Source organism: Paenibacillus sp. FSL R10-2778, assembly GCF_038593035.1.
Taxonomy (GTDB): domain Bacteria; phylum Bacillota; class Bacilli; order Paenibacillales; family Paenibacillaceae; genus Paenibacillus_AQ; species Paenibacillus_AQ odorifer.
The window spans coordinates 5,383,807-5,404,118 of sequence record NZ_CP151956.1 but is presented as its reverse complement, the minus strand read 5'-3'; the positions used below and the strand labels follow the sequence as shown (position 1 = coordinate 5,404,118).

Here is a 20,312-nt window from a genome sequence, read left to right as displayed (position 1 = left end):
GTGCGGTGGTGAGAAGCTTGTGTCCTCCGTGTTTTGTAGCGAATTAGGAGATGAAGCGATAGTGAATACATATGCAGAATTTAGAGTCACAGCGGAAAGTGTATATGATGTTCAAGTGGAACGCAGTAATCCAATTGGACATGCTTGGCGGATGATCGCCAGGGATCATGAGCAGGTGTTCGGAAAAGCTCCGGTACAAGGAGCAGCTGCTACTGTAATTATTCGTTATGCGACAGAGGATGATGGCTGCCCGGAATGGGCGGAGGGTTTTTGTTTGCGTTTTACAGGTAGTGAAGAGGATCGGATCTTGCATATTATCGGCCGCGATGAATTGGGCATTATTTATGGGATGCTTCATTATAGCCGCCACGTGCTTGGTGTCGATCCCTTCTGGTTCTGGGTGGAGCTTCCTCCTGTTAAGAAAGATGCGATCAATTTACCTGTTTCTGATTACAACAGCATTCAGCCAAAGGTACGCTACCGAGGTTGGTTCGTGAATGATGAAGTGTGTCTTATCGGCTGGAAGGAGGATTATCCTCCGACGGCGGAGGTATGGGAGCCTGTTTTTGAAGCGCTGCTGCGCTGTGGTGGAAATATGGTAATCCCCGGGACGGATTTGCCGAGAAACGGAATTCATCATCAGCTTGCGGTGGATATGGGACTGTGGATCACACATCATCATGCGGAGCCGCTTGGCGCGCAAATGTTCCTGCGTGCTTTTCCGGGCAAGCAAGCCAGTTATAAAGAATATCCAGAATTGTTTGAACAGCTGTGGAGAGAGGCCATCGAGCGGCAAAAAGATGAAAAAACACTCTGGGTGCTCTCTTTCCGCGGACAGGGTGATAAACCTTTTTGGGAGAATGATCCCTCTTTTGATACTCCGGAGAAACAGGGCGATTTGATCTCATTTGTAGTTCGCAAGCAATACGAAATGATCTGTGAATATGTGGACCAGCCTGTGTGCTGTATGGCGATGTACGGAGAAATTGCGGAGCTGTATAAACAAGGAAAGATCGAAGTGCCAGAAGGTGTTATTAAAATATGGGCGGATAACGGATACGGTAAAATGGTGTCGCGACGACATGGCCATCTGAATCTGCGCGTGCCTGCTCTACCCGAGGCAGGAGATCAAGGCAAAAACGGGGTATATTACCACGTCACCTTCCACGACTTGCAGGCCTCCAATCATCTAACACAATTCCCAACGGATCCGTCCTTTATAGTGGAGGAATTACAGGGGGCATTTGCGGCAGGAGCTAGTGAATATCTGCTAGTGAATTCAGGGAATATTTTGCCTCATCTCTATACATTAGATCTGACAGCAAAGTTGTGGATGGATGGAACAGCAGATGCTGATGAACAGCTTCAGACCTTCGTTAACCGTTTCTACACAGCGCAGCAGGAGCGAATTGCACAATTGTACAAAAGCTACTTCAAAAACACCATAGTATATGGTCCTAATGCTGACGACCGCGCAGGCGATGAATTCTATCATCATCCGGCAAGGCAGATTATAGGGCATTGGCTGCAAAATAAGACGGAGAGCGATGAGCGACTGCGCTGGGCCGCAGGGGATGTTCCTTTTGTAGAGCAGGTTCGATGGTTCAGGGATCGAGCTGAGCGAGTAATACTAGTTTGGTATCTGCTGCGAAAGCAGTGCCTAGAGGTGATGGAACTTTTACCCGAAAAAGAGCGAAACAGGCTGCATGTTCAACTGCTAGTTCAAATTGAGCTGCATTGGAGCGGGTGCAGAGGATTATCCTCTCTTTGCCAGGCGTATATGTGTTACCAAGAAGAGCGATTTCCAGAGGCGTTTATCGAAGCTTCTCATGCGGTTTGGGATTATAAGGAGGGCCAGCAGGCTCTTTTACGGGCAGAGATCGGCCAGTGGGAGCATTTTTATCGGGCTGATTGGTTGACCAATATTGCCAACACTATAGATCATGTAGAAACGGCCCGTAAATTTTTGCGGATTCAGGGGGATAGTCCGGATATGTTTTTATGGTATAAGGAATATTTGATGCCCGAGACCGAAAAGCATATCTACCTGGAAAATACGCATCGTAATCCGTTATCAGACGATGAGCTTGCACGGCGGCTACAGGAGAAATTCAGCTCTCTTTAAAAAATATCCACACACCACTAGTGAACGCTTAAACGTTCATCGGTGGTGTTTTTTAATAAATGACCTATTTTTTTATTTTAGAGGGAACTTTTTCAAGTTTGGAAAGTCTTATTAGGCAAGAGGTGAGGCGAAACATGCTAAGCGAAGAGATACCATATACAGCAGCGTACGCGCCCGCAATGAGTTTGCGGGAAATGATGGAGGCGTATGGCTCGGATGTGTGGAATTATGCTTTTTTCTTAACTAGAAGTCGAGAGCAGGCAAATGATATCAGCCAAGAAGTATTTTTGAAGGCGTATAAGAATGTTGGGAAATACCGGGGGCAATCTTCGATGAAAACCTGGCTGCTTACGATTACCAGAAATACGGCCTTCAGTTGGAGCAAAAATAGCTTTTGGCGCAGATTCATAGCCTTGGGTGATCAACCTATTGCTGTTAATGCACCTTCTGCGGAAAATGAAGCCCTTGGCAATCAGTATGCGAACCGTATCTGGGAAATTATTATGACCCTTCCAGAGAAGAACAGAGAGGTGCTTGTGCTAGATATTCAACATGGATTATCCATTGCCGAAATGTCAGATTTGCTGAATGTAGCACAAGGAACCGTGAAATCTCGGCTCGCGCGGGCGAGAGATAAGGTTAAAGAGGCTATCCAGAAGGAGGAGAGGGAATGAAACGCAACGCCGATGATAGTAATCCAGTGATGATCGGGCAGACGGATTGGTATGCGCAAGCAGGCAAAAATCCTTTCATTGAAGATGGTTTTACGCCTGAGTTAATGATGCGGATCGAACAGGCTGCTGCGAATAAAAGTTCAGTTTACAAACGTTATTGGATAAATAAAAATATGGTGTTAACCAGTCTGGCTACGATTTTGTTGATAGGTGCGCTTACCTTCCCTATGGGCATATGGAAAAACACAGGGCCAATCCATTCGTCATCCGTTCAGTCACAAGGCGCAGGCATACTGCCTTCTTCTAGTCCTGCAACTAATGATAAAGCGATAGAGCCTCCGACAAGTCCAGTAGAATTTGAGATTAGCGGTAAGAAATACTACATGCCTTTGCCAATGAACAGAGATAAGAGTAAAGCGTATGCCGTTGAGACAACAGCGGGAATCCTTTGGTCGCCGCCACCCCCGATGGTGGACTACAAGAAGCCAAAGTACACACATCCTACAGAACCGTTCACTCTTTACCTGAGCTCGAAGGACCAGACGGAATTATCGGCTTCTTCAGCTACTAGGATTTATACTTTACCTCTTTATGCAGGAGGGGCAAGTACTTATCAATATTTGAGTGGATTTTTTGGAGCGGGCGATTACGCTCTGCTATTTACCTATACGAAGACTGTAGGTTCAGGCATTATGGAGAATGGTAGATTTTTTATTCTAAATGTTAAAAAAGCAGCGACAGGAGAATCTGTGGTACCGAAAGAGCTTACGTCCTTTGATTGGGAGCTATTAGAATATAAGTCAATAATCGCAGTGGATAAGGAGCATGACCAGATCGTATTTAGTTACCTAGAATACCCGGTAGATAAGACATACCAAGACAAAACAGTGCTTTATGATATGGAGACCTTAAGCATTCAAACACCTGCATCTACCATTGGATTTAGAGACATTAATGGACAATCGTTAACCATGGAATATGAGATGAATGGAGAACTTTATAAAGCGGATATTCTTACGAAAGGTGGACCAGGGTGGTTAGATGAAGATTGGGCATTTTTATCAGAAGAGCGACAAAATGAGCTGTATCAGGAATTTTACAGTCAGACTCCCTAGTAGATAAATCACTAAATAAAAGCTATACTTTTTGATAAAGTATTTTCTTTTGAGAAGAGTGGAGCCGAAGCGATGAAGAAGTTAACGATTGATGATGTGGCTCAAAAAGCGGGAGTTTCGAAAAGTACGGTCTCCCAATTTTTGAACAAACGTTTTAAATATATGAGCGAAGCGACGAAAAACCGGATTGAGGCCGTAATTGAGGAGCTTAATTATCAGCCAAATGGTCTGGCACGCAGTCTGAAGCAGAACCGGACGCATATGGTCGGGATCATCGTAGCTAATATTGACTACACGCTGTCAATCCAATGTATCCGGGCGATTGAGAATGAGCTGCAGCATCACGGAATCCAAGTGATCATATGCAACGCAGATGAGAATGCGGAGAAAGAAAGCAAATATGTAGAAACCTTAATCGCTCGTCAGGTGGATGGGCTGATTATTTTTCCTACAGGGAATAACCCGTCTGCCTATAGCAAGCTGGTAGAGGCTGAATTCCCGCTAGTCTTTATGGATCGTCTGGTAGATGGAATCACCACGCAGAGTCTATTGCTGGATAATGAAATGGCGGCAAAGATAGGCGTAGGGCAGCTAATTCAGCAAGGCCATGAGCGGATTGCTCTGGTGTCCCTTCCAATTGGGGAGCATGCGATTACCCCTCGCAAAGAGCGGATTAGCGGCTACAAAAAGGCGATGGAAGAAGCGGGCATAACGCTGGGTGAGGAGTATATTTGCAGTGTATCCAAAGAGGAATTAGCTTCGGGGCTGGAACACTTATTAGCACTGCCGGAGCCGCCAACTGCACTGCTGGCTACGAACGACATCACACTAGCGGAAATTCTGAAATATGCGAATCGAAATGCCATCTCTATTCCAGAACAGTTGTCGGTTATCGGGATAGATGATGCGGAATTCGCGCAAATTTATAATCCGGTCATTACGACAATCCGTCAGCCTGCTTACGAGATGGGGATGCAGGCTGCCAAGATTATACTCTCTTGTATCGAGGATAAGGGAGCTTCTGTTCCAATTACATACCGTTTCCCGCCGACCTTGCAGCAAGGGCAGTCGGTGAAGTCTTACAAATAAGTTTGAACTATAAAAAGGGGAGTGCCCAGCAGCTATTTCTTAGCTTGTTGGGCACTCCCCCTTTTATTGGACCTAACTTTATCTAAACACTAAACTTGGGTTTGATTGGGTAATATTTTCGCGTAAGAAGTCGCTATCGGACTCAGCTGACCTTATATGCAGTATAATCCCATATTTGGAGTACTATCGGACCCCATCGCAGCTATCGGCATGGAAAACATGCTAAATGCCCTTTTTCATAAGGAATAGTGTCACTGGAGTCCGAAACTACGCCGCAAAGGTAAAAAAATTGCAAATAGCGTCTTTTGGGTCCGAAAGCCCCAGAGCGAAGTGATTACACTGCTGAAGCATAGCAATAGCAATAGCAATAGCAATAGCAATAGCAATAGCATAGCATAGCCATAGCCATAGCCATAGCCATAGCCATAGCCATAGCCATAGCAATAGCAATAGCAATAGCAGCCAATCAGCAACCCAAAAAGCAGAGCAGCGCTCCTCCAATAACGGAGAATCGCTGCTCTGTGTCTTTTTGCAATTATTAGACTTCTTGTTGCATAAACTTCGCAAGTTCCTCACGGGTGGGAAGTCCGTCCATATCGCCTGGCGACATGACGGCTAACGCACCGATCGCATTGCCGCGTTTGACGGCCTCAGCAATCGGAAGCTTTTCCAGCATCGCACTGATTACGCCAACCGCAAATCCATCACCTGCACCCACCGTATCAACAACCTGCTCCACCTTGAATCCGTCCACGTAACCTTCCCCAGCAGAGGATTTATAGTAAGCGCCTTCAGGGCCAAGCTTGATGACGACTAAGCTTACGCCACGCTCCAGGTAATAGTCTGCAATCTCTTCGGGTGTGCTCAGTCCGGTAAGGATTTTACCTTCACCGAGTCCCGGCAGGAACCAGTCGCAGCGTGTAGCCAGATCATTGATAGTACTCACCATTGTTTCTGTATCCGGCCATAAGCTAGGACGCAGATTAGGATCCAGAGAGATCGTCTTTCCTTTACTCTTCATAAATTCCATAGCGTGAATAGAAAATTCATGACAGCTCTTGGACAAAGCGGCGGAGATACTTGTAACATGCAGATGTCCTGCGGAATTGAAGTAGGCCTCGTCGAAATCCTCCAGACTAAGCGTGGAGGCCGCGGAGTTTTTGCGGAAGTATTCGACCTTTGGATCGCCGGTAACCACTTTCGATTTGATAAGCATGCCTGTTGAATACTCTTTAGTAAAAGTAATATTGTCCGTATTAATGTTCTCGTTCTTCATCGCCTGAGCAATGAATGTGCCAAAGTTATCTTCGCCGAGCTTCGTAACATAACCTGTAGGATGATTCAAACGCGACAAGCCTGTAGCCACGTTGCTTTCTGCACCTGCTAATGCTTTGGAGAACGAAAATACTTCATGCAGAGGACCGGCCTCATTCGCATAAAACATCGCCATCGGCTCCCCGAAAGTGACGGCATCCAGCTGTTTACTCATTTTTAGTTCCTCCTAGGGTAATGATTTTATCCCAGTATAATGATTTGTAATTTGAAATTATCACATAAATCGGTTTTGTACAATAAAAGAATGATTGTTAACCAAAAAACTTTTTTCGTAAAAAGAAAATAATGTTTCCGTGAACCCTTGTTTTATAAAGGTTTTTCTTAGGTTTTATTACTTATTTCCACCTGATGTAATAAAAATGTATTGACTGTTAATCGTATTGTTATTACTATTTCCTTATAGAACAAAACGCAATAATTAGTAAATTTAATAAAAAAGTTTATCTAAAAAAGTATTTCCTGTTTATCTATGATCGTACCAAGAGAAAGGGAGTCTACTGATGAAGAAAATGAAAGTATTGCAGAATGTGGCATCCGTCGGGGTTGTAGCGGTTATTCGAGCAGATAGTGCTGAGGAAGCTTTTAAGATGTCCGTTGCTTGTATAGAAGGCGGTCTAAATAATATTGAGGTAACTTTTACTACACCAGACGCGGATGTGGCGATTAAGAGATTGGTTGCTGAGTACGGAAGTCGTGCGGTGATTGGCGCCGGAACTGTCTTGGACCCCTTAACAGCTAGAATAGCCATTCTTGCAGGTTCAGAGTTTGTCGTTAGTCCCTCCTTTGAAGTGGAGACAGCTAAGATGTGTAATCTTTACGGCATTCCCTATATGCCTGGTTGCATGACATTAAATGAAATGAAGGAAGCGCTGAAGTACGGCGTGGATGTGCTTAAATTGTTCCCTGGCAGTGCTTTCGGGCCGGATTATGTAAAAGCGGTTAAAGGTCCTATGCCACATGTAAATATTATGCCGACCGGTGGCGTGGATTTGAACAATATGGAGAAGTGGATTGCAAACGGCTGCATGGCTGTGGGCATTGGGGGGAATTTGACTGCACCGGCGAAGAATGGCCGATATGATCAGATTACCGATCTTGCTGCCCAATATGTGGCGAAGTTTAAAGAGATAAAAGGGATTTAATGTATAGTTCGAACGGAGATTGAAATCCAGATTCGCGTTTTTATTTATAGGCTGTGTGGCTGACAGACGTTGGCCATGCAGCCTTTTTATGTTGATTTTCTTTGAGCTGTCCATATTCCTTTTATTCTATGCTTTTTAGAAAGTATAGAATCGGGATAAAGATAATAAACTATATAATAGAAGAGTAGTGATACATGGACTGAACGTCAGGATTTATTATCCAGCCGGGAGTGAGTATATGCCTGCTTATAATGATAAAAAGCTGTATCAAGCAGCGGATGAAGATGATGCTGAGTACGTAGAAATTGAGTCGGCATTCCATGGTTGTAAGGTGACGGAAGGGCAGATCTACAGATTAGAGCGCAATTACAATAACCCTCAATTATTTGAGAATGGAGAAGCCTATGTGGTGGATGATGAGACTAGGGAAAACTACGCGGTCTTCATGCTCTGCAAAATTGCGCTCTATAAATAGAGTTTCTTGCTCGATACCGGAGGGTAATATTTAAGACAGACGGCTTCATTTCCGACAAGGGGATAGGCCGTTTCTTTTGATGTCATTTTTGTTACTAAGATAGTGAAAAAGAGTATTTGAATGATTGTTGTTTCCCCTGTATGCTTAGTAGGAATTATTGGCTGTGCAATGCGGGATAGCGCGTTGTAACGGCTGGCTTAACATGACGTTCTAAGAAAAGTTTGGTATTCTAAAAATATTAATTACACGGTTGCAACAAATTCGCAGTCTTGCGCGTCAGTAAGATTGCATAGAGAGGGGGAACCTTCGTGGTGGAGCAGGGACTCATCAGAGCCGCTCAAGCGGGCGATCGCGACGCTCTAATCACCCTATTGCGAGAAATTGAAGGACATGTATATAAAACGGCCTTCTACATTTTGCATAATGAACAAGATGCGCTAGATGCATCTCAGGAAGCCTTGATCCGGGTTTATACAAAAATCGGCTCATATGAGGAGAAGGCCCAGTTCAAAACGTGGGTTCAGCGAATCGTCACTAACATTTGCATTGATAAATTCAGAAGAACTAAACCTACAGTTTCTATTGATGAACATGAAATGGTGTTTCAGGATAAACACAATGTGGAACGTGAGGTTCTATCCTCTTATTTAGCTGAGGATATACGCGAAGCGATTGATCAATTGCCCGAGCATCATCGGACAGTCATCGTCCTGCGCTATTTACAGGATTTTTCTTACAACGAGATTGCAGATTGTCTGGATTTGCCCTTGAATACAGTGAAATCGTACTTATTTCGGGCTAGACAGCAACTGCAGAATAGACTTCAGGAGTACCAGAAAGGTGGTGTATCGGGATGAAATGCGCGGAGGTGATGGAATGGATGCACCGCTATTTAGACAAAGATTTGAGTCAAGATGAGATTGTTGAGATGTTCCGTCATATCGATAATTGTCCTTCCTGCGCGGAAGTCTTTGAGCGCCTGACACTTCTCTCCAATGAATTGGAGCAGTTGCCAGACGTGAAACCCCCGTTTAGTCTGGTTGACTCTATTTTACCTCAGCTTGCAGAATTGGATCGAAGCAGTCGTGAACAAAGTGCTGTGAGATCTGAGGAGCCGGTTGTTGTTCCATTTTCACGTGAAAGCTCCCGCGGTAAACCTTCCAAGGGAACCTCTATAGCAACACGGACAGGCATTGGAGCTATTGCAGCTGCCGTTCTATTAGGGATCGCAATATTTAATATGCCCGATAAAATGCCTGGGGCAGAAGTAGAACAAAGGATGCAGGATAGTGCTAAAACAGCCAGCGATGATACTAAGGATACAGCAATGGAATCACAAGCTTCTATTACTGCTAACTCTGATGGAGCTTCACCTGCAGCTGGTGGAGAGAACGAGGGCGCTGCCCAGTATAAGACGGATGCAACAGAGATGAACGAAGATAACGCCGCTTTAGATAGAGCGACGGGACCAGTGGACCCTACCTCGATGCCAAGTGCACCGGCGGATGCAGCTGATGCGGGAGCTGGAGCTGGAGGGCGGTCGATCACCGAACCGCCTCAAAGCGCAGATCCTAAGCCTACAGAGAAAATTGTTTCGCCAAAGCAGGATGTCGCCACGAAATCTCAAAATTCAGATTCTAGTAATGCCAGTAGCAATCAGCTAAAGGTGGATAATAAGGAGCAAACTGCTGATATGAATTCAGACAGCGCAGCTGATTCTGCTCCGCTGATGGAGGATTCTTTAAAGATTCCTTATGACTATGGACGGGAAGTTATGAGCTTAAGCAGTTCTGATGAATCTAATGTGCAGACCTGGACTTCTCCTGATGGTCAGTATGCTATAGAATTTGTTGGGCTGCAGCTTGTGATTTATAAGAAGTCGCCAGAGGGCTCAGCGGAAGAACGTTTAGCCGTAAACTCTTATCCGCTGGAAGGAAATTGGATTTCTGGTGAATGGTCTGCGGACAGCTCGAAGTTTACGTACGTGACTGAAAAAGATGGTGTGAATGTAACCAAGGTGTACACTGTACAGGAAGCAGCTTCTTCAAGTCCGGCTGTATCCCCTGGGGCGACACCAACGAACACTCCAACCTCATCTTCAACAAATTAAAGTGGGGTTGGAACTTTTTTCGAAGTTTCTGAATATACTATATCAACAGGACAGGAACTAGAAAGTATAGGTTTTGCAGAACATCGGTATGACCGCCGGATGCGGAGTTTCTAGAGCTTCGCACTCCGTCGTTTATATAGATGCGCCGCTTAAACGGAGAGGCTTTGGCCATGGCTGCCAGAGTTTCTCCGTTTTTGCATGCATTTTTGTAGTTTTTTTTGCTACAATAGAACTCTGGACAAAATGGGCTAGATGAATGGAAAAGGAAGTGGCGGGATGGATGCCAAAACGGCGATAAAAGAAATCAAACAAGGGAAGATCTCACCGTTATATGTTTTATATGGCAGTGAGAAATTTCGAATGAATGAATTCACGGCACTGCTGGAAGAACAGCTGATTGCTAAAGAGGATCGTGATTTCGCAGTTATTCCCTTTGATCTCTCTGAGACGCCGGTGCAGGCTGTGGTAGAAGAAGCGGAGACTGTGCCATTTATGGTAGAACGTAAATTATTGCTGGTGCGGGATGCCTCGTTATTTACAGCGGGCAAAGAAAATGCCAAACTGGAGCATCGTATAGATCTTTTAAGTGACTATTTGCAGCATCCTGTAGACTTCAGTGTAATCGTCTTTATGGTGAATAATGATAAGCTGGATGAGCGTAAAAAAATTGTGAAGACTGTCAAATCAGTGGGCACAGTATTAGCCTTTAATCCGCTGGGAGCAGAAGAGCTGCTGCGCTGGGTGGAAAAAGGAATTCGTGAGCGGGGTTGTGTAATGGCACCTGGCACGGCAGAAATTCTTATAACGAATGCAGGCACAGGCTTGCAAGGTTTATCTGCAGAGATGGACAAGCTTTGTTTATTCGCTGGTAAGGGCGGCACTGTGGATGCGGGGGCCGTAGAGAGTCTGGTACACCGTGGAACAGAACAAAATGTGTTTACGCTTGTTGAGGATATCGCTAATCTGCGTCTTGATAAGGCGCTTGATACCTTATATGAGCTGCTGAAGCAGCGTGAGGAACCGATCAAGATCGCAGCGTTGGTTGCGCGGCAGTTCCGCATTATTTTGCAGGTTAAGGATTTATCAGCACATAGTTATTCGCAGGGACAGATTGCGTCACAGATCGGATTGCATCCATATGCGGTTAAGCTTGCTGGGGAGCAGGCCCATAAGTTCTCCAGTGAACGATTGCGGCAAATCTTAAGTGCATTGGCGGATCTGGATTATAAAATGAAAACAGGGGCTATAGACAAAGTGCTAGGGCTGGAGCTGTTCATGCTGCGTTTAGGTGTCTGAGCTAAGAAGGGGAAAAAGTATTGGAGATGATCTGACTATGAAAAGAATATTTCAATATTCGGCACTGCTGTTACTCGTTCTATTAATTAGTTCCTGTGGCAAAACGGATACTAATTCACCGTCAGGTTCAGCTTCTGAGTCGCCTGCGAATTCGAATACCTCTGCAGATGCACCTTCTTATTTTGGGGAATGGAGTGTACAAGGTCTAGTAGGTTCTACACCTGTCTCGGCAGCGGAGGATGAAAAGCTTATTGGCATGCGGGTAACTTATTCGCAAGAAAAGGCATCTTTTGATAAAGATGAAATTATGAACCCTGAATATAAAGAAGAGAGCATTACAAAGGATGACTTTTTTAACGAATACAGAAATAAATTAAGTGACCTTGGCATCGAGACGGAATCGGTTAAGACGGTATCTATAAATAATTGGACGAATCCCGGCAGCAGTTTTATTGTTAAAGACGATCAAACGATGATTTTCTTATGGGATGGTAACTATTATGAAATGAAAAAAGAGAATAAATAAATGAAAGAAGACCGCCTCTCTGAGGCGGTCTTCTTTCATTTAATAAACATCTCTTAAAAGTAACTAACACTACTTATTATTAATTAATAGACACAAAAAAACCTAACCGTATGAAGCATAGCGGTCAGGTTCTTCAATTGCTCATTATGAATGTCGTCTTAGGCTTGAGCCGTAAGAGCGTTCAATTTCTTCGCCAAGCGGGATTTTTTGCGGGCAGCCGCATTTTTATGAACCAGACCTTTACTTACGGCCTTGTCCAGCTTTTTGGAAGCAGCTAGGAAAGCAGCTTGAGCAGTTTCTACTTCCGTACCAGTCAGAGCTACATCAGCAGTTTTCACAGCTGTACGAAGCGCGGATTTTTGGGAAGCATTCAGTGCACGGCGTTTTTCGTTCGTGTTTACGCGTTTAACCGCGGATTTAATATTTGGCATTGCATTCACCTCCTGTAAGACATTCGAAATCATTATCAAATGATTCACAACTTAAAATAGTTTAGCATGACCGGTAGCAAAAAGCAATACTTAAAGCTTTCAAATTAAACCTCCGTATCCTGCATAAACATTGGCTTTCTCTCGCACACTATCGACAAAAGAGCATAGGCAGAAGCTTGCCAAATGAGGATGAACTCATGGAAGTGTATGCTTACAAAACTAAGCAGCCGCTTTCGAAGTGAGTTTTGTTCGAAGTAATTCATGGAAGTGTATGCTTACAAAACTTTTAGGAGGCTGGTACACAATGGAACCGGATCTGCAGCTATATTCTGTGCGCACCGATTTGGCATTAGAGGCAAAGGAAATGGCTCAAGGCCCACAAAGAACGCCGATCCCTGGTGTGAACGAAGAAGTGGAAGAGTCTGATGGGATTAAAGTGACCCGTCTTGGTGTAGCTAATGCTGCCGGATCACAGGCAATAGGACGCGCAATTGGCAACTATGTAACCCTAGAGGTACCCGCTCTACGTGGCGGAGATACTGGCTTGCAGCAAAAGGTAGCTGAAGTTTTTGCCCGCGAATTTGAGGACTTTTTGATCAGAATTGGGATTGGCAAGGATGCATCTGTGTTGATTGTTGGTCTTGGTAACTGGAATGTTACACCGGATTCACTGGGTCCGTTGGTGGTGGAGAACTCACTCATTACGCGGCAGTTCTATGAGCTGGTTCCGGATCAGATCTCCCCTGGTTATCGTAAGGTGAGCGCTATTGCTCCTGGAGTGCTTGGGCTGACTGGGATTGAGTCGAGTGAAGTCGTGCAGGGAATCGTGGATCGGACGAAACCTGAGCTTATTATCGCCATAGATGCGTTGGCATCCCGGTCACTGGAGCGTATCAATACGACGATTCAAATTGCCGACATTGGGATCCATCCCGGTTCGGGGATTGGCAACAAGCGACGTGGATTAACCCAAGAAATTCTGGGTGTGCCTTGTATCGCAATCGGAGTGCCCACTGTCTGCTATGCCTCAACTATTGTAAATAATGTGCTGGAGATGATGAAAAATCACTTCGGGCAAGGAGCAAACCATACGAAGGAAATCATGGGGATGCTGGACGATATCTCTGAGCAGGAACGCTTGTCATTAGTGAAGGAAGTGCTTGAACCTCTGGGGCACGATTTGATCGTCACTCCCAAGGAAATCGATGAATTTATTGAAGGGATCGCGAATATTGTGGCCAGTGGTCTGAATGCGGCTTTACATGATGCGGTTGATCCTGAGAATGTTGGCGCGTATACCCACTAACTGAATTATGGTTTGTTTAGCCCGGCGGGATGCTGAATTAAGGTATCCTGTACGGGCTTTATGTCTATTCTCTCATTTTCGGTTCTAGTATTGCTCTTGCGCTCATAGATTTGGAGTATAAGAGATTACAGAGGGCTGGAGGAGGACATAACTACAATGAATAAAAAATGGTTTCAGCTTTGGAACATCGGCCGTTTAAGGGGAAAAATGCTGGATGTTTTATCGCTGGGGAGAACGATGCTGCTGTTAGCCGGAGGTTCGCTAGTATTTTTTATGCTGCTTGGAGCCGGTGGATTGGCCGGACAGAAGCTTAGCTCTTCACCCATTCCTTCAATGAAGGGGCTTGCTGCCTCACTGTCTAGTGGTTTTTTCATGGAGCTGCTGGGGATGGAGGTGCCGCATTTACCGCAGGGTAAAGAGCCTTCCGCTTTTTCAGGTGAAAAGGTAACTTCTTTCGTATTTCAGTTGCTAACCAGTGTGAATCCAGGTGACCCTAAGAGTCTAGTCTCTCGTGAAGTGCCGGGGATGGCGGCGGATGATCCATTTCTTTTGCGGAAAGGTTCAGGTGGATCTACAGGAGCACCAGTGGATTATCATCCTGGGACTGATGAACTGGCTGAGGGTGGTGAAGATGCAGAAACTTCTGTTCCGGACGAAGGGGACAAGCATGGAGATACTACAACACAGCAGCCTGAAGCGACGGTTGCACCATCCCCTGAACCATCAGCGGAGGAAGGGACGGATAAGAGTGATCCGCAAAGCGGCACAGACAGCACTAAGGATACCTCGATCAAACGGATTCTAATCTATCATTCACATCCTAGAGAGGCCTACAACCCTCTGTTAGGGGCAGCAAATGAAAATCCCAGCTCCGGAGTTTCAACTAAAAATGTAATGCTGGTAGGATCATATATTACGAAAAGACTGGAACAGCTCGGGATTGGTACGGTTCATGCCAAAGAAGATTTTCCAACCAAAATCACCGACTATAACTGGAACTTTTCCTATAAATATTCCCGGATCTTGGTTAAATCAGCACTCAGCGCAAATGAGGAAATGGATAGTTTTATCGACATTCACCGCGATTCGCAGCGTCATAGCAAAACAACAGCTGTTATTGACGGGAAAAGCTACGCACAGGTCTATTTTATTATTGGACATGCAAATAAAGACTGGAAGAAGAACGAAGAGTTTGCCAATAAGATTCATCAACAGCTTGAAAAGAATTACCCGGGAATATCTCGTGGGATATGGGGAAAAGCTGCGGGTAAAGGCAACAACGGAGAGTACAATCAGACCCTGTCTCCCAATAGTGTTTTGATTGAAGTGGGCGGAATTGATAACTCGGCTGAGGAATTAAAGCGTACGGCTGATATTTTGGCGGATGCTATCGCTGATGTTTACTGGAGCAGTCATGACGCTGAGAAGGTGAACGCACCTGAAAAAGTGGCGAATCCCACTACAACACCAAAGAAATCAAACGGAGCTTCTTAAAATAAATTACCAAGGATTAAAAAGGAGTGGTGTACATGTCGCGTTTCGGAAGAAAACTGGTTATGGTCGGGATTTGGGCAGGGATTGGCATCCTCTTAGGGATGCAGTTCGGCGGAAGCGGGGGGTCAACAGTCTCTAAGATTCTGCCCGGCTGGAATGCCAGTCCGACTACACCCACCAGTCAAGTAACAGGCATGCAGCCACAGCCACAACTGCAAAAGAATGGTGTGACACAGGGTGGGCAGACTTATGTATATGTGCCAATGGTGATCGATCCTGTCACAGGTGCCTATACGGCCGTCTCTCCTTTGCCTCAAAATAGCAATATAACGCCAGCCGCAGATCCTCCTCAACAAGTTGTGGATGATTATAGTACGAAATCTCCGGAGCAAATTCTAATTCCTGAGGAGCAAAAGCCTACAGTCGATGTTCTGGCAGATAAGACGGCAGGTCTCTTGCAGCAGGCTTCCCAGAAGGGAATCCGCTGGGTAGTTTCATTGTTCGCTTCGGCAGAAAATTAACAGCAAATTTAGAAGAAACGGTTATTTCACGGGATCGTGTATAGCTGTTTCTTTTGTTTTGGGCCAGCGCGGGATTGATGGAGTAAGCTTGTACTGTTATAATAAGTGGATTAATATCAGGCTGTCTGTGGGGGTAAGGAATGACTGACGTTCAGAAAAGACAACAACAAATTCGCAATTTCTCGATTATTGCACATATAGACCATGGTAAATCGACACTAGCTGACCGCATTTTGGAATACACGGGGGCACTAACCACGCGTGAAATGCAGGAACAGGTACTCGATCAGATGGATCTGGAGCGCGAACGTGGTATCACAATAAAGCTGCAAGCCGTGCGTTTAACCTATCGTGCAGACGATGGTGTAGAGTATTATCTCAACTTGATTGATACACCGGGGCACGTCGATTTCACCTATGAAGTTTCCCGCAGTCTTGCAGCATGTGAAGGCGCACTGCTGGTTGTGGATGCGGCTCAAGGAATTGAAGCACAGACGCTGGCCAATGTGTATTTAGCACTGGATAATAACCTGGAAATCCTACCTGTGCTCAACAAAATTGATTTGCCAAACGCTGACCCTGACCGGGTAAAGCAGGAGATTGAGGATGTTATCGGGCTGGATACCAGTGAAGCGGTTATGGCATCTGCCAAAGCCGGTATCGGAATCAAGGAAATTCTGGAGCAGGTGGTGAAGCAGGTTCCTGCGCCATCCGGTAATTCAGAAGAGCCGCTTAAAGCATTGATCTTTGACTCTCACTACGATCCTTATAAAGGCGTTATCGTCTATGTGCGCGTAATGGACGGGAAGATCCGTGCAGGTTCGAAGATTAAGATGATGGCAACTGAGAAGACCTTCGAGGTCATTGAAGTTGGCGCATTTATGCCACGTATGACCATTGTCGATGAATTGAACATCGGTGATGTTGGCTTTATCGTAGCTGGGATCAAGCATGTTGGAGATACCCGTGTCGGTGATACTGTCACTGATGCAAAGAATCCTACTGCTGAGCCGCTTCCGGGTTACCGTAAGATCAACCCGATGGTATATTGCGGGTTGTATCCGATTGAGACCTCCGATTATAACGATCTTCGTGAGGCACTGGAGAAGCTCCAGCTAAATGATGCTTCGCTAAGCTTTGAGCCGGAAAGCTCAAGCGCACTTGGATTTGGTTTCCGTTGCGGTTTCCTTGGACTCTTGCATATGGAGATTATTCAAGAGCGGATTGAGCGCGAGTTCAATTTGCCGCTAATCACAACAGCGCCGAGTGTTATTTACCGAATTATGCTGACCAATGGCGAAATGATCCAAATCGACAACCCGTCACATTATCCGGAGATCGGTACGATTGACTATATTGAAGAGCCGTATGTTAAAGCAGCGATCATTGTGCCTAACGACTTCGTGGGTACTGTAATGGAACTGTGCCAGAACAAACGCGGCGAGTTCGTAAATATGGAATATCTAGATACTAATCGTGTAACAATTACGTACGAGATTCCGCTGTCAGAGATCGTTTATGATTTCTTTGATCAGTTGAAATCCGGTACAAAAGGATATGCTTCTTACGACTATGAAATTTGCGGATACCGCCGTTCTAATCTGGTCAAGATGGATATCTTGCTTAACAATGAGCAGGTCGATGCCTTGTCCTTTATCGTTCACCGCGATCGTGCCTACAACCGCGGACGTATCATTTGTGAGAAGCTGCGGGGGATTATCCCGCGTCAAATGTTCGAAGTGCCGATTCAAGCCTCAGTGGGTACGAAGGTGGTTGCGCGTGAAACCGTTAAGGCGATGCGCAAAAACGTACTTGCTAAATGTTACGGCGGCGATATTTCCCGTAAACGGAAGCTGCTGGAGAAGCAAAAAGAAGGTAAGAAACGCATGAAGCAAGTGGGTAGTGTAGAAGTACCACAAGAAGCGTTTATGGCAGTACTGAAGATCGATGAGTAGAAAATAGGTAGAGCCGGGAGAATATCCCGGCTCTATTTTTTTAAGCAGGAGCAGATTACAATAGGGGGAAGGATTGTAAGCACATACAAAGTGAGGGGAGTCCTCGTGAAGCGATTATATTTGAAACTTACGCCAAGTACCTTTAAGAATCGGATTTTGTTAGCTTTCTTGCTGTTGGTACTAACACCCATTGCCATACTCGTTCTATATAACTTTAAAGAGACAGAACAAATGCTGCAGGATAATGCGGAAACGAAGAACATAGAGCAGCTTATTGGTATTAAGAATGGTTTTGTTGATCTCATGAGTCTCGTGATGAAAACAGGGTCATTACTCGAACAAGATACGACGATTTTATCGATAATGAAGAATCCCGAGCAATCTGATGAAATCACGAGAAAAAAACTCGTTGAAAACAAGTTTGGAGCGATTGAAAATACATTCTTTATGAGTGGAGCGACGGTGTATTATACATTAATCGACCTTCATGGAAACGCATACACTTCCTTTATGCCAAAGGAAACCTTGAGCTACGACGAAATCCAATCAGAGGATTGGGTTCAAGCATTGAAGCGAGAAGGAACGAATCGATATATATGGAATCCGAATGACAAGAATAATGTGGTCCGGGAAAGTACAACAAGTAAGAAAATGCTTAGTCTTTATGAGGTTATGCGTGATAATGGTTTGAATATTTATGCCTATGCAAGATTAAGTATCGATTATGAGGAGTGGTTTACCAGATCAACGTTAGGGAGTAAACAGGAAGGGGCTTTATTTCTACTCGATGCCTTGGGGGGTGTGATGCTTAATCCGCTTAAGGATGAGACTTTTTCCCCTGATATTGCGCAGAGTATTGTGAAGAGTGCCAACCAGCGGCAGGCGGGGCGTGCTGCATCCATTGTCGACCCGAAGGAGGAGAGTTTATACACATACAGCTACATCGAGGAGTTAAATGGCTATGTAGTTAAAAAAGTGCAGCTAGCACAGCTATTTCTTGAGGTAGACAAGCAGAAACGACGGTTTTTTGGTGGATTTGGAATCATTCTGCTGCTATTTGTTCTATTAACTTTTTTCATATCATCGACGATTACAGTACCGCTTAAGAAGCTACAGAAGAAGATGGAAATGACCGCTAAGACGAATCTCAAAATGAAATTACCCGAGCAAGGGCGGGGAGAGATTCTTGCCCTGACTCAGAGTTTCAATATCATGATCCATGATTTAAATGAGCTGTTGCAGCGACTTCAGCTTGAAGAAAAACAGAAGCAATTCGTTCGATTTCAGGTATTACTTTCGCAGATGAACCCGCATTTTCTACTAAATACATTGAATACGATAAAGAGCATTGCCTTAGATAAAGATGATGATGAAATTTATGGAATTTGTGTTTCACTAGGAAAAATATTGGAGACAACCTTAAATACTGAAGTCGATTTGATCCTGTTAAAGGATGAAATCGTACTAATAGAATCTTACATGGAGATACAGCGGCAACGTTTTGGACATGGGATTGAAATTCAATATGATATCAACGAGGAACTGCAATACGCATTAATCCCTAAATTTTGTCTGCAGCCCTTAATTGAAAATAGCTTGATTCACGGCTTCGGTCAGTCTGTAAAACAAGGGAGAATTGATATCTCCGCTAAAGTGACTGAGCAACAGCTGTATCTGCAGGTTAGAGATAACGGCATGGGGATAGAAAGAGCACAGCTGAATAAGGCTACACGGAAACGTAAAGGAATCGGTGTTCAGAATATTAGGGAGAGCTTGGAGCTGTTGTTCAAGAATCAACGGACAGGTATGGACATTGTGTCATCAGACACAGGAACTGAAGTGATCATCCATTTTCCATTCCTTATTTCAAAACCTTACGATGGAGGTAAGCTCACATGTGGAGAACGTTAATTGTGGATGATGAACAACCTGCGGTTAAAAGTATACGGAAGCTATTCTTAAAGGCTGAAATTCCGTTTGAAATTATAGGTGAGGCGGAGAATGGAGAAGTAGGCTTGCAAATGATTCGTGAGCTGCAGCCTGATGTGGTAGTGACGGATATCAATATGCCGGTGATGGATGGGGTGAAGCTTCTTCAAATTGCGCGAGAGGAAGGCTTCGACTGCCGGTTTGTAATGTTGACCGCATTGAGTGAATTTGAATACGCCCGGCAGGCGCTCGTTTTTGGGGCTTCGGACTACATTCTGAAGTTATCTTTAGATCTCCAAGGTTTGAAGCAGACGATGGGTAAGGTTCAGGCCGAGCTGGAGCGAATGGTGAAGATGAAGAAGGCCGATAAATGGTTTCCTGAGAAGCAACAAACGGGACCGACAGATCATGTGGAGATGAACAAAATTATAGCTTATATTGAAGAACATTATGCTGAGGACATCTCGCTCAAATCCATGTCAGAGTTGATCCGGATGGATGCCAGCTATATAAGTGACTTATTCAAGAAAAAGACAGGGAAAACGTTGACCAATTATATTCAAGAGCGTCGGATTCAGGCTGGGAAAATGCTGCTTGCAGAGACGAAGCTAACAATTAGCGAGATTGGGCAGCAAGTAGGCTTTGAGAACGATAATTATTTTATAAAAATCTTCAAAAAGTGGTGTGGTGTCACGCCAAATGAATTCCGTAAAGAACCAAAAAACGTTCTATAAGTTCCCAAATGTAGTTCATCCCCCAGAATCCGCTCTGATGATAAAGTTATAGATG

General features: G+C 44.8%; 18 protein-coding genes. 16 read left to right on the top strand and 2 right to left on the bottom strand.

Going from position 1 to position 20,312, the window contains the following annotated elements:
- The first annotated feature begins 61 nt into the window (after positions 1 to 61).
- The 4 genes from NST40_RS24325 to NST40_RS24310 all read left to right on the top strand — a co-directional run bounded on the left by NST40_RS24325 (position 62) and on the right by NST40_RS24310 (position 5,003).
- Complete coding sequence (locus NST40_RS24325; RefSeq protein ID WP_342410074.1) at positions 62 to 2,125, top strand: glycosyl hydrolase 115 family protein; 2,064 nt, start codon at positions 62 to 64, stop codon at positions 2,123 to 2,125.
- A 134-nt stretch (positions 2,126 to 2,259) separates the two neighbouring features.
- The gene (locus tag NST40_RS24320) at positions 2,260 to 2,799 is read left to right on the top strand and encodes an RNA polymerase sigma factor (RefSeq protein ID WP_076220530.1); all 540 of its coding nucleotides are present in this window, start codon (positions 2,260 to 2,262) and stop codon (positions 2,797 to 2,799) included.
- A complete protein-coding gene (locus NST40_RS24315; RefSeq protein WP_342410073.1) occupies positions 2,796 to 3,914 on the top strand; it encodes a hypothetical protein in 1,119 nt (372 codons plus the stop codon). The genes NST40_RS24320 and NST40_RS24315 overlap by 4 nt, the downstream gene beginning before the upstream one ends.
- A gap of 72 nt (positions 3,915 to 3,986) precedes the next feature.
- Positions 3,987 to 5,003, top strand: a complete 1,017-nt coding sequence (locus tag NST40_RS24310) for a LacI family DNA-binding transcriptional regulator (RefSeq protein ID WP_342410072.1) — start codon at positions 3,987 to 3,989, stop codon at positions 5,001 to 5,003.
- 538 nt (positions 5,004 to 5,541) lie between these two features.
- On the opposite strand, the gene NST40_RS24305 is transcribed toward NST40_RS24310, so the two are convergent.
- Positions 5,542 to 6,492, bottom strand: coding sequence for a sugar kinase (locus NST40_RS24305; RefSeq protein ID WP_076179379.1), 951 nt, complete (start codon positions 6,490 to 6,492; stop codon positions 5,542 to 5,544).
- A gap of 346 nt (positions 6,493 to 6,838) precedes the next feature.
- Here NST40_RS24305 and NST40_RS24300 point away from each other — a divergent pair, with 346 nt between their 5' ends.
- The 6 genes from NST40_RS24300 (at position 6,839) to NST40_RS24275 (ending at position 11,887) form a co-directional block, all read left to right on the top strand.
- Positions 6,839 to 7,480 (top strand): bifunctional 2-keto-4-hydroxyglutarate aldolase/2-keto-3-deoxy-6-phosphogluconate aldolase, encoded by a 642-nt coding sequence (locus NST40_RS24300; protein ID WP_038572952.1) that lies wholly within the window; start codon positions 6,839 to 6,841, stop codon positions 7,478 to 7,480.
- Between the two features lie 238 nt (positions 7,481 to 7,718).
- Positions 7,719 to 7,955, top strand: coding sequence for a hypothetical protein (locus NST40_RS24295; protein WP_038572950.1), 237 nt, complete (start codon positions 7,719 to 7,721; stop codon positions 7,953 to 7,955).
- Between the two features lie 308 nt (positions 7,956 to 8,263).
- Entirely contained in the window at positions 8,264 to 8,812 is a 549-nt protein-coding gene (locus tag NST40_RS24290; RefSeq protein ID WP_036677530.1) for a sigma-70 family RNA polymerase sigma factor, read from the top strand.
- Positions 8,809 to 10,065: a zf-HC2 domain-containing protein gene (locus NST40_RS24285; RefSeq protein WP_312148473.1), complete on the top strand. Its 1,257-nt coding sequence runs from the start codon at positions 8,809 to 8,811 to the stop codon at positions 10,063 to 10,065. The genes NST40_RS24290 and NST40_RS24285 overlap by 4 nt, the downstream gene beginning before the upstream one ends.
- A gap of 276 nt (positions 10,066 to 10,341) precedes the next feature.
- Entirely contained in the window at positions 10,342 to 11,361 is a 1,020-nt protein-coding gene (holA, locus tag NST40_RS24280; protein WP_036677525.1) for a DNA polymerase III subunit delta, read from the top strand.
- Positions 11,362 to 11,398: 37 nt separating this feature from the next.
- A complete protein-coding gene (locus NST40_RS24275) occupies positions 11,399 to 11,887 on the top strand; it encodes a hypothetical protein (RefSeq protein WP_076219578.1) in 489 nt (162 codons plus the stop codon).
- A gap of 158 nt (positions 11,888 to 12,045) precedes the next feature.
- Here the strand turns inward: NST40_RS24275 and rpsT are convergent, their stop codons facing one another.
- Positions 12,046 to 12,318 carry a 30S ribosomal protein S20 gene (gene rpsT / locus NST40_RS24270; protein WP_036677521.1) on the bottom strand — a complete coding sequence of 91 codons (273 nt, stop codon included), beginning with the start codon at positions 12,316 to 12,318 and terminating at the stop codon, positions 12,046 to 12,048.
- A gap of 304 nt (positions 12,319 to 12,622) precedes the next feature.
- On the opposite strand from rpsT, the gene gpr reads away from it, so the two are divergent.
- The 6 genes from gpr (at position 12,623) to NST40_RS24240 (ending at position 20,257) form a co-directional block, all read left to right on the top strand.
- Positions 12,623 to 13,624, top strand: coding sequence for a GPR endopeptidase (gene gpr, locus NST40_RS24265; RefSeq protein WP_036677518.1), 1,002 nt, complete (start codon positions 12,623 to 12,625; stop codon positions 13,622 to 13,624).
- Between the two features lie 156 nt (positions 13,625 to 13,780).
- Positions 13,781 to 15,118, top strand: coding sequence for a stage II sporulation protein P (locus tag NST40_RS24260; protein WP_076129693.1), 1,338 nt, complete (start codon positions 13,781 to 13,783; stop codon positions 15,116 to 15,118).
- A 35-nt stretch (positions 15,119 to 15,153) separates the two neighbouring features.
- A complete protein-coding gene (locus NST40_RS24255; protein ID WP_076277233.1) occupies positions 15,154 to 15,639 on the top strand; it encodes a hypothetical protein in 486 nt (161 codons plus the stop codon).
- Positions 15,640 to 15,779: 140 nt separating this feature from the next.
- Positions 15,780 to 17,594, top strand: a complete 1,815-nt coding sequence (lepA, locus tag NST40_RS24250; RefSeq protein WP_036677511.1) for a translation elongation factor 4 — start codon at positions 15,780 to 15,782, stop codon at positions 17,592 to 17,594.
- Positions 17,595 to 17,699: 105 nt separating this feature from the next.
- Positions 17,700 to 19,505, top strand: coding sequence for a histidine kinase (locus tag NST40_RS24245; protein ID WP_341003612.1), 1,806 nt, complete (start codon positions 17,700 to 17,702; stop codon positions 19,503 to 19,505).
- Entirely contained in the window at positions 19,490 to 20,257 is a 768-nt protein-coding gene (locus tag NST40_RS24240; protein ID WP_076219575.1) for a response regulator, read from the top strand. Before NST40_RS24245 ends, NST40_RS24240 begins: the two co-directional genes overlap by 16 nt.
- The last annotated feature ends 55 nt before the right edge of the window (positions 20,258 to 20,312 follow it).